The following is a 16605-nucleotide window of genomic DNA, read 5'->3' as shown; positions in this document are numbered from 1 at the left end:
TGTCATGATCGCTGACCTGCAATGCGTGGTGCTGGACTGCCCGGACCCCCTGCGTCTCGCGGGGTTCTACGGAGCCCTGCTCGGAGGGACCGTCAACCGGCCCGATTCCAGGTGGTCGGTCGACGAGAACTGGGCGACCGTGCACACCCCGAACGGCGCGGTGTTCGCGTTCCAGCGAGTGGCGGACTACCGCGCCCCGCAGTGGCCGGACCCCGCAGCACCCCAGCAGTTCCACCTGGACTTCGCCGTCCCGGACCTGGACCGGGCGCAGGAAGAGGTGCTGGCCCTGGGCGCGAGGGTCCTCGACGAGGCCGCCGACGGGCGTGGCTGGCGCGTCTTCGCCGACCCTGCGGGGCATCCTTTCTGCCTGGTACGTCACTGAGGGCGGCTCGCTTCCAGCGCTCCGCCCCCCTTGCCCCGCCACGGACGTCTCCCGGCGAACCGGCCGAAGCGACCGGCCGCCGCGCACCCGCTTCCCCAGTCTCCGACCGACCTTGAGGATCAATGCTTTGATGAGCGACCACACGCCCCACGGTCCCGGGCATGGCCGTCACACCGCCCCCCTGCTCCGGATGAGGTCGCGGGACCCCGACGAGGCCCATCGTGCGGCGACACCGCTGGAGCTCTTCTTCGACCTCTGCTTCGTCGTCGCTGTCGCCCAGGCGGGTGTACGGCTGGTGCATGCCGTCGCCGAGGGCGATCCCGGCCACGGCGTCATCAACTACACCTTCGTCTTCTTCGCCATCTGGTGGGCCTGGGTCAACTTCACCTGGTTCGCCTCCGCGTACGACTGCGACGACGTGCCGTACCGGCTCGCCACCCTCGTACAGATCTCCGGTGTACTCGTCCTGGCCGCCGGAGTGCCCCGGGCCTTCGAGCACGCCGATTTCAGCGTCGCCATCGTCGGCTACCTGATCATGCGGGTGGCGCTCACCTTCCAGTGGCTGCGGGCGGCCCGGGGGGAGACGGGCGCGGCCCGGGCCACCGCACTCCGTTACGCGGCGGGGCTGGTGGTCGTCCAGGCAGGCTGGGTGGTGCTGCTGTTCCTGCCCGCCGGGGCCTGGACGTGGGGCTTCGTCGTGATGGCCGCCGCCGAACTGTCGGTCCCCGCCTTCGCCGAGCGCCACCAGCGCACCAGCTGGCACCCGCACCACATCGCCGAGCGCTACGGGCTGTTCACGATCATCATGCTCGGCGAGACGATCGCTGCCGCGACGGTGGCGGTGCAGTCGGCGCTCGACGACTCCGCCGCTCTCGGCGAGCTCATCCCGATCGCGGCAGGCGGACTGGTCATCGTCTTCGCCGCGTACTGGATCTACTTCTCCGTCCCCATCCATGAGCATCTGTCCGGCAGTCGGCAGGCGTTCGTCTGGGGATACGGCCACGTTCTGATCTTCGCCTCGGCCGCGGCGATCGGTGCGGGCATCGAGGTGACGGTCGAGCAGGTGACGCACCATGCGCACATCTCCGCGTTCGCCGCTGCCGCGGCGGTGACGGTGCCCGCGGCGCTCTTCATGTTCACGGTGTGGGCGCTGCACGCCCGCCACTTCAAGGAGGACAGGCTGCAGCAACTCGTTCTTCCCGCCGGTGCCCTGCTCGTGCTCCTCACCACATTCGCGGGGCACTGGGCGGTGCCGCTGGCCGGTCTTGTCTGCGCGCTCACCGTCGCCGTCGGCATCCAGTTGTCCGCAGGCCGTTCCGGCGCCGGGTGAGGCAGGCGGTCCCCCACGTGAGCCCGGGTGCCTTCGTGGCGCCCGGGCGGCGGCTCACCGGGTGAGGAGGGTCAGCGCGGCGCAGGTTCCGCTTGCCGCGCCGACGGCCAGCACGACGGTCGCGAGGCAGCGCCTTCTGAGCCGGCGGTAGCGGTCGGAGTATTCATCGCGGAGTTCGCCGGCACGCTCGGAGACGCGGACGAGCGATTCCCGGCTGGTGGCCACTCGGTCCGCCGTGTAGACGCGTTCGACGTCTTCACGTTGTGCGCGGGTGAGCCAGGGGAGCTGGTCGGTGAAACGGCCGGCTCGCCGACGGGCGTCCTCGACCTCGGCGTTCCACAGCAGGTAGCCCTCCAGCTGGGCCAGGCCCCTGGCACTGTCCTTGTCGTGCTCCACGGCTTCCCCTTCTCGTCGGGCCGTCCTCGTCCTGAGCGGGTGCCGCGGCAGCGGGCAGGACGAGGCCCACTCGGGCGGAGTCGACCGAGCCGATTCGACACTCCTCCGGTCGACGGCCGTTCGCGGACTCGGCGACCAGAATGGACCTCCGGCCATCCGTGCTGTGGGACATCCTCCTCAGCGCAACGGCGGCAGCCGCCAAGGACACTCCTTTGGCCGACGGCGCGTCATCGCAGTCGGGGAGGGCGTGCGGTGACGGCTACCCGAGGGCCCACTCGCGCATGGCTTCCCGCGAAGGGAAGTCCGCGACGTCCCTGTCCAGGGGGTGGTCGGTGTACTGGTGGATGCGCCAGGGCGCCTTGATACGGGGTTTGCCCGCGCTGACGTAGTCGGCGATCCACAGTCCGTCGCCCGCGTACGAGGTCGTGTCGTGGTTGATCCAGAAGTGACGGTTGCAGTACAGCAGGACGCGATGGCCGGGGCGCAGGCGCTTCACCGCCCGGATGAAGCGGTCCTTGTCGGCGTTGTCCGCACGGGTGCCCTCGCCGGTCTGTTCCCAGTCGACGGCAAGCAGGTCGCCGGCCCGCTCGGGCACCTTGCTCACGAAGTATCTCGCCTGGTCGGTGACGTCTCCCGGCCAGAGGAAGTGGTAGAAGCCGACCACGCAGTCGGCCTCGCGCGCACGCTCCGTCTGGCCTGCGAGACGCGGATTGACGTAGGAGCGGCCTTCGGTGGCCTTGATGAGGACGAAGTCGAGACCGTCAGTGTCGAAGGACGTCTGGAAGGCACTGACGTCGACGCCGTGCAGCATGGGCGCCACCTCCAAGTGGGGGTACGAGATTCCGGTTCTTCCTCCTACGTGCCCGGGCCGCCGGTCTCCCATCCGTCGGCGGGAAGAAGAACCGATTTGCCACCCTCCGGAATAGCGTCCGGCTGCGCACAGTTGGTGACCGAACGAGACTTGATCACATCACGCACTCTGCATCGGAAGGTCGAAGCCATGAAGATCGGCATCATCGGAGCGGGCAACATCGGCGGCAACCTGACCCGTCGTCTCACCGCCCTCGGCCACGAGGTCTCCGTCGCGAACTCCCGTGGTCCGGAGACCCTCACGGACCTGGCCGAGGAGACGGGCGCGCACCCCGTCGCCGCGAGTGCGGCGGCGCGGGACGCGGAGATCGTCGTCGTGACGGTCCCGCTCAAGGCCGTCCCCGCCCTGCCGAAGGACATCCTCGACGGAGCGGCTCCCGGGGCCGTGGTCATCGACACCGGCAACTACTACCCGCAGCAGCGCGACGGCCGCATCGAGGCCATCGAGGACGGGCTGCCGGAGAGCCGCTGGACCGAGCAGCAGATCGGCCACCCGGTCATCAAGGCGTTCAACGGGACGTACGCGCAGGACATCCTCGACCGTGGCCGCCCCCAGGGCACGCCCGGCCGTCAGGCGCTGCCCGTCGCGGGTGACGACCCGGCCGCCAAGCAGACCGTGCGGGACCTCATCGACGAGCTCGGCTTCGACACCGTGGACGCGGGAGGCCTGGACGACTCCTGGCGCCAGCAGCCCGGCACACCGGTGTACGGCAACCAGGGTGACGTGGACGCCATCGTCAAGGCCCTCGCGGAAGCGTCTCCGGAGCGTACGGCGGAGTGGCTCGCCTGAGCGCGGCTCTATGGGAAGGCGGCCGGGAGCACATCCGGCCGCCTTCCGCGCGCCGGGGGCGCCCTTACGCGTCGTAGTCGGTGCCGCGGCTGACCGCCTCCCACTCCCGCGCCTCGCGGGAGGACGCGTCGAGGTGGGCGAAGATCGCGTCCGCCGCGTCGTTGCCCAGCGGCAGCCTCAGCGGGGTCCGCTCGGCGGCCAGCGCCCCGAGGATGGCGGCCGCGGCCTTGTCGGGGTCACCGGCCTGCTTGCCGTCGCTGCCGGGAAGGTTGGCGCGGACCGGGCCGACGGTCTCCTCGTACGCCTTGAGGGGTACCGACTGGCGCAGCGCGCCACCGCCAGCGAACCCGGTACGGAAGGAACCGGGTTCGACGATCAGCACCTTGATGCCGTGGGGCGCCACTTCCCCGGCCAGCGCCTCGGAAAGCCCTTCGAGGGCGAACTTGGTCGCCGAGTACGCGCCGACGCCGGGGAACGTGAACCTGCCCCCCATGCTGCTCATCTGCACGATCGCCCCGGAACCCTGCCTGCGCATATGGGGCAGGGCCGCGCGGACGAGGGCGGCGGGCCCGAAGAAGTGCAGGTCCATCAGGTCTCGCAGCTCGCGGTCCGTGGTCTCCTCGACCGCCCCGACCAGGCCGAGTCCGGCGTTGTTGACGAGTACGTCGATCCGGCCGAACCAGAGCACCGTCTCGGCGACGACCGCCGCGACGCGTGCCTGGTCGGTGACGTCCAGCTGGAGGGTGACCGCCCGGTCGGGGTACGCCGCCACGAGCTCGTCGAGCGCCTCCGGCTTCCGGGCCGTCGCCACCACGGTGTCCCCGGCCGCCAGCGCGGCCCCCGCTATCGCCCGGCCGAAGCCCGAGGAGGCCCCGGTGATGAGCCAGACCCGGCCTGCTGCCTCGCGGGTGGGTGCGCTGTCGACGCTCATGAGCAACTCCGTCTGTTCAAGGGGTTGTTGATGAACCCAGTTATGTCACCGCGCACGACGGCCGGTCCAAGACATAAGCCCGTCGGCTTCATAAAGCCGTCTTATGATCGCCGGATGGAGCTACGCCAGCTGCACTATCTGACCGTGATCGCCGAGGAGAAGAACTTAGGGAGGGCCGCCCAGCGGCTGTACGTGAGCCAGCCCGCCCTGTCGTACGCCCTCAAGAACCTGGAGTCCGAGCTGGGGGTGCGGCTCTTCGACCGGCACCCCGGCGGGGTCGCGGTGACCCCCGCCGGCCGTGATGTCGTCGCGGAGGCCCTGCGTACGCTGCACCGGGCCGAGCAGGTGACGGCCGCGGCCGAACGTCACCGGCTCGGGGAGGCCGGCGTACTGCGGGTGGGATTCGAGGCCAGTGGGGCGGGCGAGCTCACCACGCGGGCACGGGCCGAGTTCGCCCGGCGCCACCCCGGCGTGCGGGTGGAACCGAAGCGGTACGACTGGGGGCAGGAGGCCGAGGCGCTGCGCGAGGGCCGGACCGACGTGGCCTTCGTCTGGCTGCCCAACGACATGACGGGGCTCCACAGTGAAGTCGTCCACACCGAGGAGCGGGTGGCGGGCCTCCCGTCCGGCCATCCACTGGCGGGCCGCAGCGCCATCTCCGTACTCGAAGTGAACGACGATCCGCTGATGTGGACGCGCAGCGCGCCGCGCGAGTGGGTGGACTGGTGGGCGGTCAATCCGAGACCGGACGGTTCGGTGCCCCGCTGGGGGCTTACCAATGACAACGTCGAGGAAATGCTGGAGCAGGTCGCGGAGGGCAGCGCCATCTGCTTCGCTCCGTCCAGCATGGCGCAGTACTACGCACGCCCCGACTTGACCTGGGTCCCGCTGACCGATGTCGAACCGCTCCGGGTCGCCCTGGCCTGGACCACGGGGTCGGACAACGCCCTGGTGCAGGGCTTCGCCGGGGTCGTACGCGAACTGGCAGCCGGAGCCCGAGGCTGCCAAGTCGGCGCTACTGGTGAGTAAGGTGTGGCTCCGGGGCGTCGGCTCCACGGCCCCAGCGGCTCCCGGCAGTGGTCCAGGACGGCCGTGGAGAAGGAGCCGCCCCATGTCCCGCACCATGTCCGTCTCGGACAGCATCGTGATCGACGTCGCCCCGTCGGCCGTGTACGAGCAGCTCAGCGACCCCACGGCGATGGGGCGATGGAGCCCGGAGAACACGGGCGCGACCGTCATCGGGGAGCGCCGGGAGGCGCACGTCGGCATGGTTTTCGAAGGGCGCAACAAACGCGGTTCGCTGCGCTGGACGACGAAGTGCACGGTGACGGCCGCCGACCCCGGGCAGCGCTTCGCCTTCCGTGTCCACGCGATCGGCGCGCGGCGCCCGCTGCTGCCCGGGGCGATAGCCACCTGGGAGTACCGCTTCGAACCGGTCGACGGCGCCACGCGCGTCACCGAGGTCTGGACCGACAACCGGCGCGCGTGGCCCGATTTCGTGGCCAACGCCTTCGACCGGATCGCCACCCGGGGACACACGTTCGCCGAGTTCCAGGCCCGCAACATCCGAACGACGCTGGAGCGGCTGAAGACGGCGCTGGAGCAGGGCTGAGGCGGGGCGAGCCGTCACCTGGGCTTCCCGCCCGCCTTCGTCCTCGCACTGCGAGCTTCGTACGGCAGCCGGGGCCGCCCGGCTCACGCGGCCCAGTGAGAAGGGCGGCTGAGGGAAGGCGGGAGCTTGGTGCGGGCGTCACCCCTGGCCGCGTTGAGCTGGGCCTGCGTGAGGAACAGGCTCCCGGTGAGGTCGGCGCCCGCCAGTTCGGCGTCACGGAAATCCGCGCCGATGAGATCGGCGAGCCGCAGGTCCGCTCCGGTGAGGTCGGCGGCGATGAGATAGGCACCCCGGAGGTCGGCGCCTTGCAGGTCGGCGCCGCGGAGCCGGGCTCCTATGAGATCGGCGCCGCGGTGGTTGCGCTTCTTGCGCCGGGGCGCGGTGGCGCGCACGCGTTCGCTGATACGCAGGAGCAGGGCGGCCACGTCGTCGCGGTGCGCCGAGACGTCCAGCTCGGCCAGGAAGCCGGCCGGGCTGTCCGTGAGCCGTTCGGTGGCGTCGAGTGCCTGCCTGATCTCGGCGTGAAGGGATTGCGCCGCGGGCAGCGCGAGCGACTCGGTGAGATACCAGAGCAGTTCGTGGAGCTGGCGCATCACGGGGAACACCTGGAACATCTCCGCGGCCGTGCCGGGCTCCCGGCGCCAGTCCTGGCCTCCATAGGTCTCCTGGGAGACCTTCTGGCCGGCGCCGAAGCAGTCGTAGACGGTGCAGCCGGAGAAGCCCTCGGAGCGCAGACGGGTGTGAATCCCGCAGCGGTAGTCGTCCCGCAGATTACGACAGGGCTGCCCCGCCTCCTTGTTGATCGCGAAGTCCGCCGAAGCGGTCAGGGTCAGTGCCACGCAGCACAGCCCGAAGCAGTTCGCGCAGTCCGCGCGCAGAGCCGGCCGCTCGTCGGCGGGGACGGCGGTCGGATCGTTGTCGGGCACGGTGCGTGGCTTCCTCTGGTGTGACGGCAGTGACGGCTGAGACGGCAGGGGGACGAGTTTAACGAGATGTCACCCGTACGCGCCGCTCCATGATCATCTCCCGGCGGGCCGGCCTCCGTAACGTCCTTTTTCGCCCCATCCCCCAGGCGAAAGAGCCTCCCTTCATGCATGTACGTCCGATGGCTGTCCCCCGTTCCACGTCTGGCCGCGGTCCCGGTCACCGCCCTCTTGCCCGCCGGCTGGTCGTCTCCCTGCTGCTCCCGCTGCTGACCGTGGCGGGCGGCGCGCTGTTCGCACCGGGCATCGCGGTAGCGGCGCCCGCAGTGGTCCCGTGGTCGCTCTCCAGTGGCCTCGCACCGACTGCCGAAGAGCCGTGCACGAGCGGCGACCCGGTCGTCTGCGCGATCCGGGAGATGACGCCGGAGGAGCGGGCGGAGGCGCGCGAGGTCCGGATGCGCTACCACGAGCTGCTGGACGACATGGAGCGGGTCGAGCAGCGGATGCGTGCCGAGGGCCGGTCGGACGAGGAGATCGCGAGGGTCCTGGTGAGCATGCGCAACGAGGCGAAGGACATCACCAGGGCCGGGATGTCTCCGGAGGCGGTCGCCCTGCTGGAGGCCCGCAACATGGTCAAGTACGGAAATCCGCTGGGCCCTACGGCCGACCAGCAGTTCGCCAGGTACGGAAGCTGGGACAAGGTCATCGACGCGGCGACCCGAAGCAGCGCCGCGGTCGACCGGGAGCTCGGGCTGGAGCCGCGCCGCTGATGCCGCCCGTCGTGCTGCAGGACTACGACCGCCACGGCGACGTGTGGGTACTCGACCCGGCCTCCGGCCGCCTCTCCCCCGGCACCCACCGGGCCACCGGTGGCACGGCCCCGGCGGACCTCTGCCACGGCTTCGTCCATGTCCTGCCGCACGACGCCCCCTCCCCTCCTGCGGCCGCCGAAGGCGCCGCCCTGTATGCCGATGTGTCACGGCTCTGGCTGCAACTCGGCGCCGAGCACTGGGACTGCGACGTGGTGTCGGTGCGGTACGTCCGACGGGCGGACGGCGGCCGGCTCCTCACGATCGCACCCCCGGTCGGCCCGCCCCGGGAGGTTCTGCTGCCCGCGCCGGACACCGGCCCGTTCGATCCGTCGTACGACTGGACCGACGCACTCGCGGACGACTTCTTCCTCTGGGCAGCCGATCAACTCTCCGAGCCGGGGCACCGGTCGGTGCTGCTCGCCCACTATCTGGGGGGTTTCGCGCCCGTGTGACGGCGGCTTCGGAGGTCCGCCCCCGAGCACTGTCAGTGGGGTGGCGCACACTTGGGCTACGCAGGTCACCGCCGAACGGGGGCACCGATGAGCACTGCGGACGAGACGGGATTCGAGCCCGCGACGGGGGATGGACCCCTGCCTCCGGGAGCAGGGGACAAGCCGCTTCCTGGAGCCGGGGACAAGCGTGCCGCGTCGGTCAGGACCGCGTTCGAGGGGATGCTGCAGATCCGGCGGCTGACCCATGCGCAGCACGCGACACCGGAAGCCGTGCCCGCCCCCTGGGAGCTCCATCGGACGGTCCGGGCCGTGGCGCTCGCCCTGGAGGCGGCAGGAATACCCCCCTCCGCCATTGACCCGTCGGGCCGACGGGTCGCCCTCGGCTATCGGGTGAGCCCGGGCGAGTCTCCCGGTTCCGTGCGGGTGGAGTGGCTGGGCCCGCCCGGCAGCGGGGCCGCCCAGGACGAGGAGGAGGCGCTGCCGCGGTGCGCGGAGGTGCTCCAACGGCTGGGCTGGACTGCTCTGCTGTACCGCGGACCGCGCCGAAGGCGCTTCCTCGAAGTGGAACCACCGGCAGGTGCCCCGCGCACGGGCCGAGCCTGAGCGGGCTCGTCCGTACGCCCGTCCGTGCGCCACGGTGCCCGGGAGCGCGTTGGCCACGGTGCCCAGGAGCGTGATGGCCGCGGTGCCCGGGAGCGCGCTGTCAGACCCATGGTGAATGCTTGACGGTCCGACACCTCTGACCGGGAGATGCTGAGATGCGCAAGGACGAGATCGCCGCGGCACAGGCGTATGTCCGTCTACTGGAGGCCACCCGGGCCGCGCTCGCCGACCCTGATGACGCCCCGCTGTACATACCGTTGCTCGCCTCGCCGATCGCGGAGGCCGATGAGGCTCTCCGGAGCGCGGGGCTGTCGGGGAACGAGGAACGGCTGTTCTCCCTCGTCCGGTCCCTGAGGCCCAGCCTGACCGGCTCCGAGCACTGACGGACAGTCGGGGGCGCCGCCTGTCGGCGCCCCCGACATGGATCGGCGCCGCGGCTGGGCTACGAGGCGCCGTACAGGAGCGAGCCCGGAGTGGTGAGGAGTTCGCCGGTCTCCAGCCAGGTCTTGAGGCCGGACAGAATCATCGGCCAACCGCCGTAGAGCTCTTCGCAGGCACCTTCGCGCAGTTCGTCGTGGGTGACTGTCAGCCGGCAGGAGTCGCCGACGGGCTCGATCTCCCAGGTGACCCGGGTCGTCCCCTCGTTCTTCGCCTCGTCGCTCCAGAGCGCCACCATGCTCTGGACGAGCTTGCGCGGTGGTTCGACCTCCAGATTGCGGCCTTCTCCCAGCGGGCCCGGCGCTCCGGGCGCGCTCATCTCGAAGTGCGACCCCTGCGTCCAGTCGGAGGTGACACCGGCACCGAAGTTGTACTTGCTCCTGATGCCGGGATCGGTGATCGCCTCCCACAGACGCTCGGGGGTGGTGCGGATGTAGATTTCGAAGACCTTCTCCATGGGAATCTCCAGCCGGCTCTTCAGGCCGCTGAGCCCTGCGGCCCAGGGCTCCGCGTACTTGCTCACCCACCGGTCGTGGACGAGCCGAATGGGCACCGGGTTCAGGAAGTGCAGCTTCTCCCGGCCACGTCGCCTGCTGACGACCAGACCGGCCGCCTCCAGCAGCTTGAGGTGCTTCATCACGGCGAACCGGGTGATCTCGAAGCGGGCCTCCAGCGCGCCCAGTGTCTGCCCGTCCTCGCGAAAGAGCTCGTCGAGCAGGCTGCGCCGGGTCGGATCGGCCAGGGCCTTGAACACCGCGTCCATGCCTTCAAAAATATGTGACCTTTTGGTCACCTGTCAACCGACAGGTGACCCGACCAGGCACCCGAACGAACGCCTGGGTGATACACCTTTCAACCTGAATGAATTGTTTCAAGTCATAAAGAAGCTCGCCCGGACTGCTTGACTGCTGGAGTGTTCGAAACCTAGCGTACGTTCCGGATGAAACGATTCACATCCTTCGGTCATCACGGGTCGCCGGGTGACTCTGCTTACGAGGTGTTCATGTCTGATGTGTCGGCCGTCAAGGCAGCTCTGAAGTCCCAGGTGATCGAGACACCGTCGTGGGGTTACGGCAACTCCGGGACCCGTTTCAAGGTGTTCGCCCAGCCCGGAGTGCCGCGCGACCCCTTCGAGAAGCTGGCGGACGCCGCCCAGGTCCACACCTTCACCGGCGTCGCTCCCAAGGTCTCGCTGCACATCCCCTGGGACAAGGTCGAGGACTACGCGGCACTGACCCGGCACGCCGAGGGCCTCGCACTGCGCATCGGCGCGATCAACTCGAACGTCTTCCAGGACGACGACTTCAAGCTGGGCTCGGTGACCCACCCCGACCCGAAGGTCCGCCGCAAGGCCACGGACCATCTGCTGGAGTGCGTCGACATCATGGACGCCACCGGCTCCCCCGATCTCAAGCTGTGGTTCTCCGACGGCACCAACTACCCCGGCCAGGACGACATCGCCGGACGCCAGGACAGGCTGGCCGAGGCGCTGGCCGAGGTGTACGGGCGACTGGGCGACGGCCAGCGGATGCTGCTGGAGTACAAGCTCTTCGAGCCGGCCTTCTACACCATGGACGTGCCGGACTGGGGCACCTCGTTCGCCCACTGCCGCACGCTCGGCCCGAAGGCACAGGTCGTCGTGGACACCGGCCACCACGCGCCGGGCACCAACATCGAGTTCATCGTGGCGTTCCTGCTCCGTGAGGGAAAGCTCGGGGCCTTCGACTTCAACTCCCGCTTCTACGCGGACGACGATCTGATGGCGGGCGCGGCCGACCCCTTCCAGCTGTTCCGGATCATGCACGAGGTGGTCAAGAACGGCGGTCTCGACGCGGAGACGAACGTCAACTTCATGCTCGACCAGTGCCACAACATCGAGGCGAAGATCCCCGCTGTCATCCGCTCGGTCACCAACGTGCAGGAGGCGACCGCGAAGGCCCTCCTCGTCGACGCCGGCGCCCTGGCGGAGGCCCAGCGCTCCGGTGACGTCCTCGCTGCGAACGGTGTCCTGATGGACGCCTACAACACCGATGTACGGCCGCTGCTCGCCGAGGTGCGCGAGGAACTGGGGCTGGCCCGGGACCCCTTCGCCGCATACCTCGCATCCGGCAACCAGGAGCGGATCGCCGCCGCACGGGTCGGCGGCGAGCAGGCCGGCTGGGGTGCCTGAGCTCCCACAGCCCGTTCCCGCCCGCACGCGCCCGCCCGGCCTCACCACGAAGGAACTCTCATGACGTCCGCGACACCCACCGAAGTCGCCGCGCTCCTGGAGCGCGCCCACCGGATCGGTTCGGACCCCCGCAACACCAACTACGCCGGCGGCAACACGTCGGCCAAGGTCTCCGCGGCCGATCCGGTCACCGGAGGCGAGACCGAGCTGCTCTGGGTCAAGGGCTCGGGCGGTGATCTCGGCACGCTCACCGAGTCCGGCCTCGCCGTGCTCCGCCTCGACCGGGTCCGCGCGCTCAAGGACGTGTACCCGGGGGTGGAGCGCGAGGACGAGATGGTGTCCGCGTTCGACTACTGCCTGCACGGCAAGGGCGGTGCCGCTCCGTCGATAGACACCGCGATGCACGCCCTGGTCGAGGCCGCGCACGTCGACCATCTGCACCCGGACTCGGGCATCGCGCTGGCGTGCTCCGCCGACGGCGAGAAGCTCACCGCCGAGTGCTTCGGGGACAAGGTGGCCTGGGTGGGCTGGCGCAGGCCCGGCTTCCAGCTCGGTCTGGACATCGCTGCCGTCAAGGAGGCCAACCCGCGGGCCGTCGGCGTGATTCTGGGTGGCCACGGCATCACGGCCTGGGGCGACACGTCCGAGGAGTGCGAGCGCAACGCCCTGTGGATGATCCGTACGGCCGAGGCGTTCCTCCGGGAGCGGGGCCGTGCCGAGCCGTTCGGTCCCGTGCTCGCGGGCCGGGAGGCCCTGCCGGACGCGCTGCGGCGCGAACGGGCTGCCGCGCTCGCCCCCGTGATCCGCGGTCTCGCTTCCACCGACCGGGCCCAGGTGGGGCACTTCACGGACGCGGAACCGGTCCTGGACTTCCTCTCCCGCGCCGAGCACCCCCGCCTCGCGGCCCTCGGCACCTCGTGCCCGGACCATTTCCTGCGGACGAAGGTCTGTCCCCTCGTCCTCGATCTGCCCGCCGACGCACCGCTGGACGAGACGGTCACGCGCCTGAGGGAGCTGCACGCCGAGTACCGGACGGCGTACCGCGCCTACTACGAGAGGCACGCCACCGGCGACTCCCCCGCCATGCGCGGCGCGGACCCCGCGATCGTGCTGGTGCCCGGGGTCGGCATGTTCTCGTTCGGCAAGGACAAGCAGACCGCCCGGGTGGCCGGGGAGTTCTATCTGAACGCCATCAACGTGATGCGGGGCGCGGAGACCGTCTCGTCGTACGCGCCGATCGAGGAGTCCGAGAAGTTCCGCATCGAGTACTGGGAACTGGAGGAGGCCAAACTGCGCCGGATGCCGAAGGCGAAGGCGCTGGCCACCCGGATCGCTCTCGTCACCGGGGCGGGGTCCGGAATCGGCCGGGCCATCGCTCATCGGCTGGTCGCCGAGGGCGCGTGTGCCGTCGTCGCGGATGTCGACGCGGAGAAGGCGGCGGCGGTCGCCGAGGAGCTCGGCGGCCCCGACAAGGCCGTCGCGGTGACGGTCGACGTCACCGGCGAGGAGCAGATCGCCGAGGCGTTCACCTCGGCCGTGCTGGCCTTCGGAGGTGTGGACCTCGTCGTGAACAACGCCGGGATCTCGATCTCGAAGCCACTGCTGGAGACCACGGCACGGGACTGGGACCTCCAGCACGACATCATGGCGCGCGGTTCGTTCCTCGTCTCGCGCGAGGCGGCCCGGGTGATGCTGGCCCAGAATCTCGGCGGCGACATCATCTACATCGCCTCCAAGAACGCGGTGTTCGCGGGGCCCGACAACATCGCCTACTCGGCCACCAAGGCCGACCAGGCCCACCAGGTCCGTCTGCTGGCGGCGGAGCTCGGCGAGCACGGCATCCGTGTCAACGGCGTCAACCCCGATGGTGTGGTGCGCGGTTCCGGCATCTTCGCTGCGGGCTGGGGCGCCCAACGCGCGGCGACGTACGGCATCGAGGAGGAGAAGCTCGGTGAGTTCTACGCCCAGCGGACCCTGCTCAAGCGCGAGGTTCTTCCCGAGCACGTCGCCAATGCCGTGTTCGCCCTGACCGGCGGGGACCTCACGCACACCACCGGTCTCCACATTCCCGTCGACGCCGGTGTGGCGGCGGCCTTCCTGCGCTGACCACCGGCGGTTCCGCCGCATCCAGTCCGTCGCCGTCCCGGTGCGCCGTCCGGCGTACCGGGGTCCGCCGACGGTCTGGTGCGGCCCCGCCCGGATCGGATGAGTGATTCAATGCCCGCCACTTCACGACACGACGCGGTGTTCGCCGCCGTGGATCTCGGTGCCACCAGCGGCCGGGTCATCACGGGCAGGGCCGGCCCCGGCACACTGGTACTGACCGAGGCGCACCGTTTCCCGAACACCCCGGTGCGGCTGCCGGACGGGCTGCGCTGGGACGTGCTCGCCCTGTACCAGGGGGTGCTGGACGGGCTGCGTGCTGCCGGGCGCCAGGGGCCGGTGACGTCCATCGGGATCGACACCTGGGCCGTCGACTACGGTCTGCTCGATGCCGACGGGGCGCTGCTCGGGATGCCGTTCCACTACCGGGACAGCCGTAACGCCGCCGCCTCCGCCCGGGTGCTCGCGCGCTGCGGTGCGCGGGAGCTGTACGCCGTCAGTGGATTGCAGCACCTGGCGTTCAACACGGTGTTCCAGCTGGCCGCGCACCGTTCGACCGCACAGTGGCGTGCGGCCCGGAAGCTGCTGCTGATGCCCGATCTGCTGGTGCACTGGCTGACCGGCGAGTTGGGCGCGGAGATCACCAACGCGTCGACGACCGGCCTTCTCGACGCGCGCGGCGGCACCTGGTCCGATGCGCTGATCCATCGGCTGGGGCTGGAGCGTTCGCTGTTTCCCCCTCTGCGCGAACCCGGTGACCCGGCGGGCACGCTGCTGCCGCATGTCGCGGAGTTCACCGGGCTGCCCGCCCGTACTCCGGTCACGACGGTCGCCTCGCACGACACGGCCTCGGCGGTCGCGGCCGTACCGGCCTCGGAGTCCGGTTTCGCCTATGTCTCGTGCGGCACCTGGTCCCTCGCCGGGCTCGAACTCGACGCGCCGGTGCTGTCCGGCCGGTCGCGGGCCGCGAACTTCACCAATGAGCGCGGGGTCGACGGTACGGTCCGCTATCTCCGCAACATCATGGGCATGTGGCTGCTGGAGGAGTGCCGTCGCACCTGGGACCGGGCGGGTACGGCTCCGAGCCTGCCGGAACTCCTCGCGGAGGCGGCGGGAGCGCGGCCGTTCGCCGCGGTCCTGGACCCGGACGACGCGGATTTCCTGGCGCCCGGTGACATGCCGGCCCGGATCGACGCCTTTCTCGTACGGACCGGGCAGACGCCGCCGGACAGCCGTGGTGGCTACGTGCGGTGTGTGCTGGAGAGTCTGGCGCTGGCCCATCGGCGGACCCTGCGGCAGGCCGCCGAACTGGCGGGCCGGGAGCTGACCCGTGTCCACCTGGTCGGCGGCGGTTCGCGCAACGAGCTGCTGTGCCAGTGGACCGCCGACGCGACCGGCCTGCCGGTGACGGCGGGGCCGGCCGAGGCGACGGCGCTCGGCAACATCCTGCTCCAGGCACGGGCCCACGGTCTGGTGGGCGACCTCGCGGACATGCGCCGGCTCGTCGCCCGTACGCAGGATCTGCGGCACTACAGTCCGCGCGCGGATCGGCGGGACTGGGACCGCGCGGCGGCCCGGCTGGAGAACCGCTGAGTGACCTGCGCCGGTGACCTGAGCGCTCCGGGTAGGCCGGTGCCGTGGTTCCGTCGGAGGGAACGGAACTACGCGGGGGACCCGAGGCCAAGTTCCCGCTCACCCAGCGGCGCGAAGTAGTGCACTACGTCGGCCTCGGTGACGTCCGTGAGTTCGGCCGGGTGCCACTTGGGGTCGCGGTCCTTGTCGATGATCTGTGCCCGCACCCCCTCCACGAGGTCGTGCGCGGTGAAAGCCCGGCAGGAGACGCGGTACTCCTGGTCGAGCGCCGCTTCCAGACTGGCGAGGTGCCGAGCGCGGCGCACGGCTGCGAGCGTGACCTTGAGCGCCGTGGGTGACTTGGCGAGGAGTGTCTCGGCGGTCTCCTTCGCCGCGGTCACCCCGCTGGCGTTGAGCCGGTCGATGATCTCCTCGACGGTGTCGGCCGCGTAGCAGGTGTCGATCCATTCGCGGTGCATCGCGAGCTCGCCTTCGGGTGCATCGGACGCGTACCCCCGTACCGTTCGCACCACTGCCTCGGGGCTGGTGCTCCCGGCGAGTGCCTCGGTGAGCTCCCGCAGCCGCTCCGAGGGTACGAAGTGGTCGGCGAGGCCGCAGAGCACGGCGTCCGCCGCGCCGACCGCCTGCCCGGTGAGCGCCAGGTGGGTGCCGAGTTCGCCGGGGGCCGATGCCAGGAGGTGGGTGCCGCCGACATCGGGGACGAATCCGATGCCGGTCTCGGGCATGGCGACGCGCGAGCGCTCCGTGACGATACGGACGTCGCCGTGGGCGGACACACCTACGCCGCCTCCCATCACGATGCCGTCCATGAGCGCGACGTACGGCTTGGGGAAACGAGCGATGCGGGCGTTGAGGTGGTACTCGTCGCGCCAGAAGTCCAATGACTCCTCGCCCCCGGCGCGCGCGTCGTCGTGGATGGAGCGGATGTCGCCGCCGGCGCACAGGCCCCGCTCCCCCGCCCCGCTGATCACGACGGCGACGATCGCGTCGTCCTGCTCGGCTGTCGTGAGCCCTTCGTCTACGCGCCGCACCATGGCGTGGGTCAGCGCGTTGAGTGCCCGTGGCCGGTTGAGGGTGATGTGGAAGGTACGGCCTTCGGTGTGCAGCAGGACGGTGTCGTCGTTCATCTATGCGCTCCGGTCAGGGCCTGGGCGTGTCTTCCGCCGGTCGTGGAGGATCTTTCCCTGTCATTCTGCGATG

18 protein-coding genes are annotated in these 16605 nt (G+C 70.4%); 12 read left to right on the top strand and 6 right to left on the bottom strand.

What is annotated here, in order from left to right:
* The first annotated feature begins 4 nt into the window (after positions 1-4).
* The gene (locus AC07FA_RS27050; RefSeq protein ID WP_479078923.1) at positions 5-382 is read left to right on the top strand and encodes a VOC family protein; all 378 of its coding nucleotides are present in this window, start codon (positions 5-7) and stop codon (positions 380-382) included.
* 130 nt (positions 383-512) lie between these two features.
* Entirely contained in the window at positions 513-1712 is a 1200-nt protein-coding gene (locus AC07FA_RS27045; protein WP_479078922.1) for a low temperature requirement protein A, read from the top strand.
* 54 nt (positions 1713-1766) lie between these two features.
* Here the strand turns inward: AC07FA_RS27045 and AC07FA_RS27040 are convergent, their stop codons facing one another.
* Together AC07FA_RS27040 and AC07FA_RS27035 are read right to left on the bottom strand one after the other, a co-directional pair.
* Complete coding sequence (locus AC07FA_RS27040) at positions 1767-2108, bottom strand: hypothetical protein (RefSeq protein WP_479078921.1); 342 nt, start codon at positions 2106-2108, stop codon at positions 1767-1769.
* Between the two features lie 259 nt (positions 2109-2367).
* Complete coding sequence (locus tag AC07FA_RS27035; protein ID WP_479078920.1) at positions 2368-2919, bottom strand: glycoside hydrolase family 25 protein; 552 nt, start codon at positions 2917-2919, stop codon at positions 2368-2370.
* Between AC07FA_RS27035 and AC07FA_RS27030 the strand changes: the two genes are divergently transcribed.
* Positions 2911-3768 carry an NADPH-dependent F420 reductase gene (locus AC07FA_RS27030; RefSeq protein ID WP_479078919.1) on the top strand — a complete coding sequence of 286 codons (858 nt, stop codon included), beginning with the start codon at positions 2911-2913 and terminating at the stop codon, positions 3766-3768. The genes AC07FA_RS27035 and AC07FA_RS27030 overlap by 9 nt on opposite strands.
* 64 nt (positions 3769-3832) lie before the next feature.
* On the opposite strand, the gene AC07FA_RS27025 is transcribed toward AC07FA_RS27030, so the two are convergent.
* Complete coding sequence (locus AC07FA_RS27025; protein ID WP_479078918.1) at positions 3833-4699, bottom strand: oxidoreductase; 867 nt, start codon at positions 4697-4699, stop codon at positions 3833-3835.
* A 114-nt stretch (positions 4700-4813) separates the two neighbouring features.
* On the opposite strand from AC07FA_RS27025, the gene AC07FA_RS27020 reads away from it, so the two are divergent.
* Positions 4814-5728 carry a LysR family transcriptional regulator gene (locus AC07FA_RS27020; protein ID WP_479078917.1) on the top strand — a complete coding sequence of 305 codons (915 nt, stop codon included), beginning with the start codon at positions 4814-4816 and terminating at the stop codon, positions 5726-5728.
* Positions 5729-5810: 82 nt separating this feature from the next.
* Positions 5811-6311, top strand: a complete 501-nt coding sequence (locus AC07FA_RS27015) for an SRPBCC family protein (RefSeq protein ID WP_479078916.1) — start codon at positions 5811-5813, stop codon at positions 6309-6311.
* 83 nt (positions 6312-6394) lie between these two features.
* On the opposite strand, the gene AC07FA_RS27010 is transcribed toward AC07FA_RS27015, so the two are convergent.
* A complete protein-coding gene (locus AC07FA_RS27010; RefSeq protein WP_479078915.1) occupies positions 6395-7237 on the bottom strand; it encodes a pentapeptide repeat-containing protein in 843 nt (280 codons plus the stop codon).
* A 164-nt stretch (positions 7238-7401) separates the two neighbouring features.
* Here AC07FA_RS27010 and AC07FA_RS27005 point away from each other — a divergent pair, with 164 nt between their 5' ends.
* From AC07FA_RS27005 to AC07FA_RS26990, 4 genes are all read left to right on the top strand, one after another.
* A complete protein-coding gene (locus AC07FA_RS27005; protein WP_479078914.1) occupies positions 7402-8004 on the top strand; it encodes a hypothetical protein in 603 nt (200 codons plus the stop codon).
* Entirely contained in the window at positions 8004-8498 is a 495-nt protein-coding gene (locus AC07FA_RS27000; protein WP_479078913.1) for a hypothetical protein, read from the top strand. Before AC07FA_RS27005 ends, AC07FA_RS27000 begins: the two co-directional genes overlap by 1 nt.
* 87 nt (positions 8499-8585) lie before the next feature.
* Positions 8586-9101, top strand: a complete 516-nt coding sequence (locus AC07FA_RS26995; RefSeq protein WP_479078912.1) for a hypothetical protein — start codon at positions 8586-8588, stop codon at positions 9099-9101.
* Positions 9102-9256: 155 nt separating this feature from the next.
* Positions 9257-9484, top strand: a complete 228-nt coding sequence (locus AC07FA_RS26990; protein WP_479078911.1) for a hypothetical protein — start codon at positions 9257-9259, stop codon at positions 9482-9484.
* 59 nt (positions 9485-9543) lie between these two features.
* Here AC07FA_RS26990 and AC07FA_RS26985 read toward each other — a convergent pair whose 3' ends face one another.
* The gene (locus AC07FA_RS26985) at positions 9544-10302 is read right to left on the bottom strand and encodes an ArsR/SmtB family transcription factor (protein WP_479078910.1); all 759 of its coding nucleotides are present in this window, start codon (positions 10300-10302) and stop codon (positions 9544-9546) included.
* A gap of 240 nt (positions 10303-10542) precedes the next feature.
* Between AC07FA_RS26985 and rhaI the strand changes: the two genes are divergently transcribed.
* The 3 genes from rhaI (at position 10543) to AC07FA_RS26970 (ending at position 15405) form a co-directional block, all read left to right on the top strand.
* The gene (rhaI, locus tag AC07FA_RS26980; protein ID WP_479078909.1) at positions 10543-11709 is read left to right on the top strand and encodes an L-rhamnose isomerase; all 1167 of its coding nucleotides are present in this window, start codon (positions 10543-10545) and stop codon (positions 11707-11709) included.
* Between the two features lie 60 nt (positions 11710-11769).
* Entirely contained in the window at positions 11770-13815 is a 2046-nt protein-coding gene (locus AC07FA_RS26975; protein ID WP_479078908.1) for a bifunctional aldolase/short-chain dehydrogenase, read from the top strand.
* 111 nt (positions 13816-13926) lie between these two features.
* Entirely contained in the window at positions 13927-15405 is a 1479-nt protein-coding gene (locus AC07FA_RS26970) for a rhamnulokinase (protein WP_479078907.1), read from the top strand.
* 68 nt (positions 15406-15473) lie between these two features.
* Here AC07FA_RS26970 and AC07FA_RS26965 read toward each other — a convergent pair whose 3' ends face one another.
* Positions 15474-16532 (bottom strand): enoyl-CoA hydratase/isomerase family protein, encoded by a 1059-nt coding sequence (locus AC07FA_RS26965; RefSeq protein WP_479078906.1) that lies wholly within the window; start codon positions 16530-16532, stop codon positions 15474-15476.
* Positions 16533-16605: the final 73 nt, after the last annotated feature.

Source organism: Streptomyces sp. NPDC045968 (genome assembly GCF_056430475.1).
This window is presented reverse-complemented; position numbering and strand designations above follow the sequence as displayed.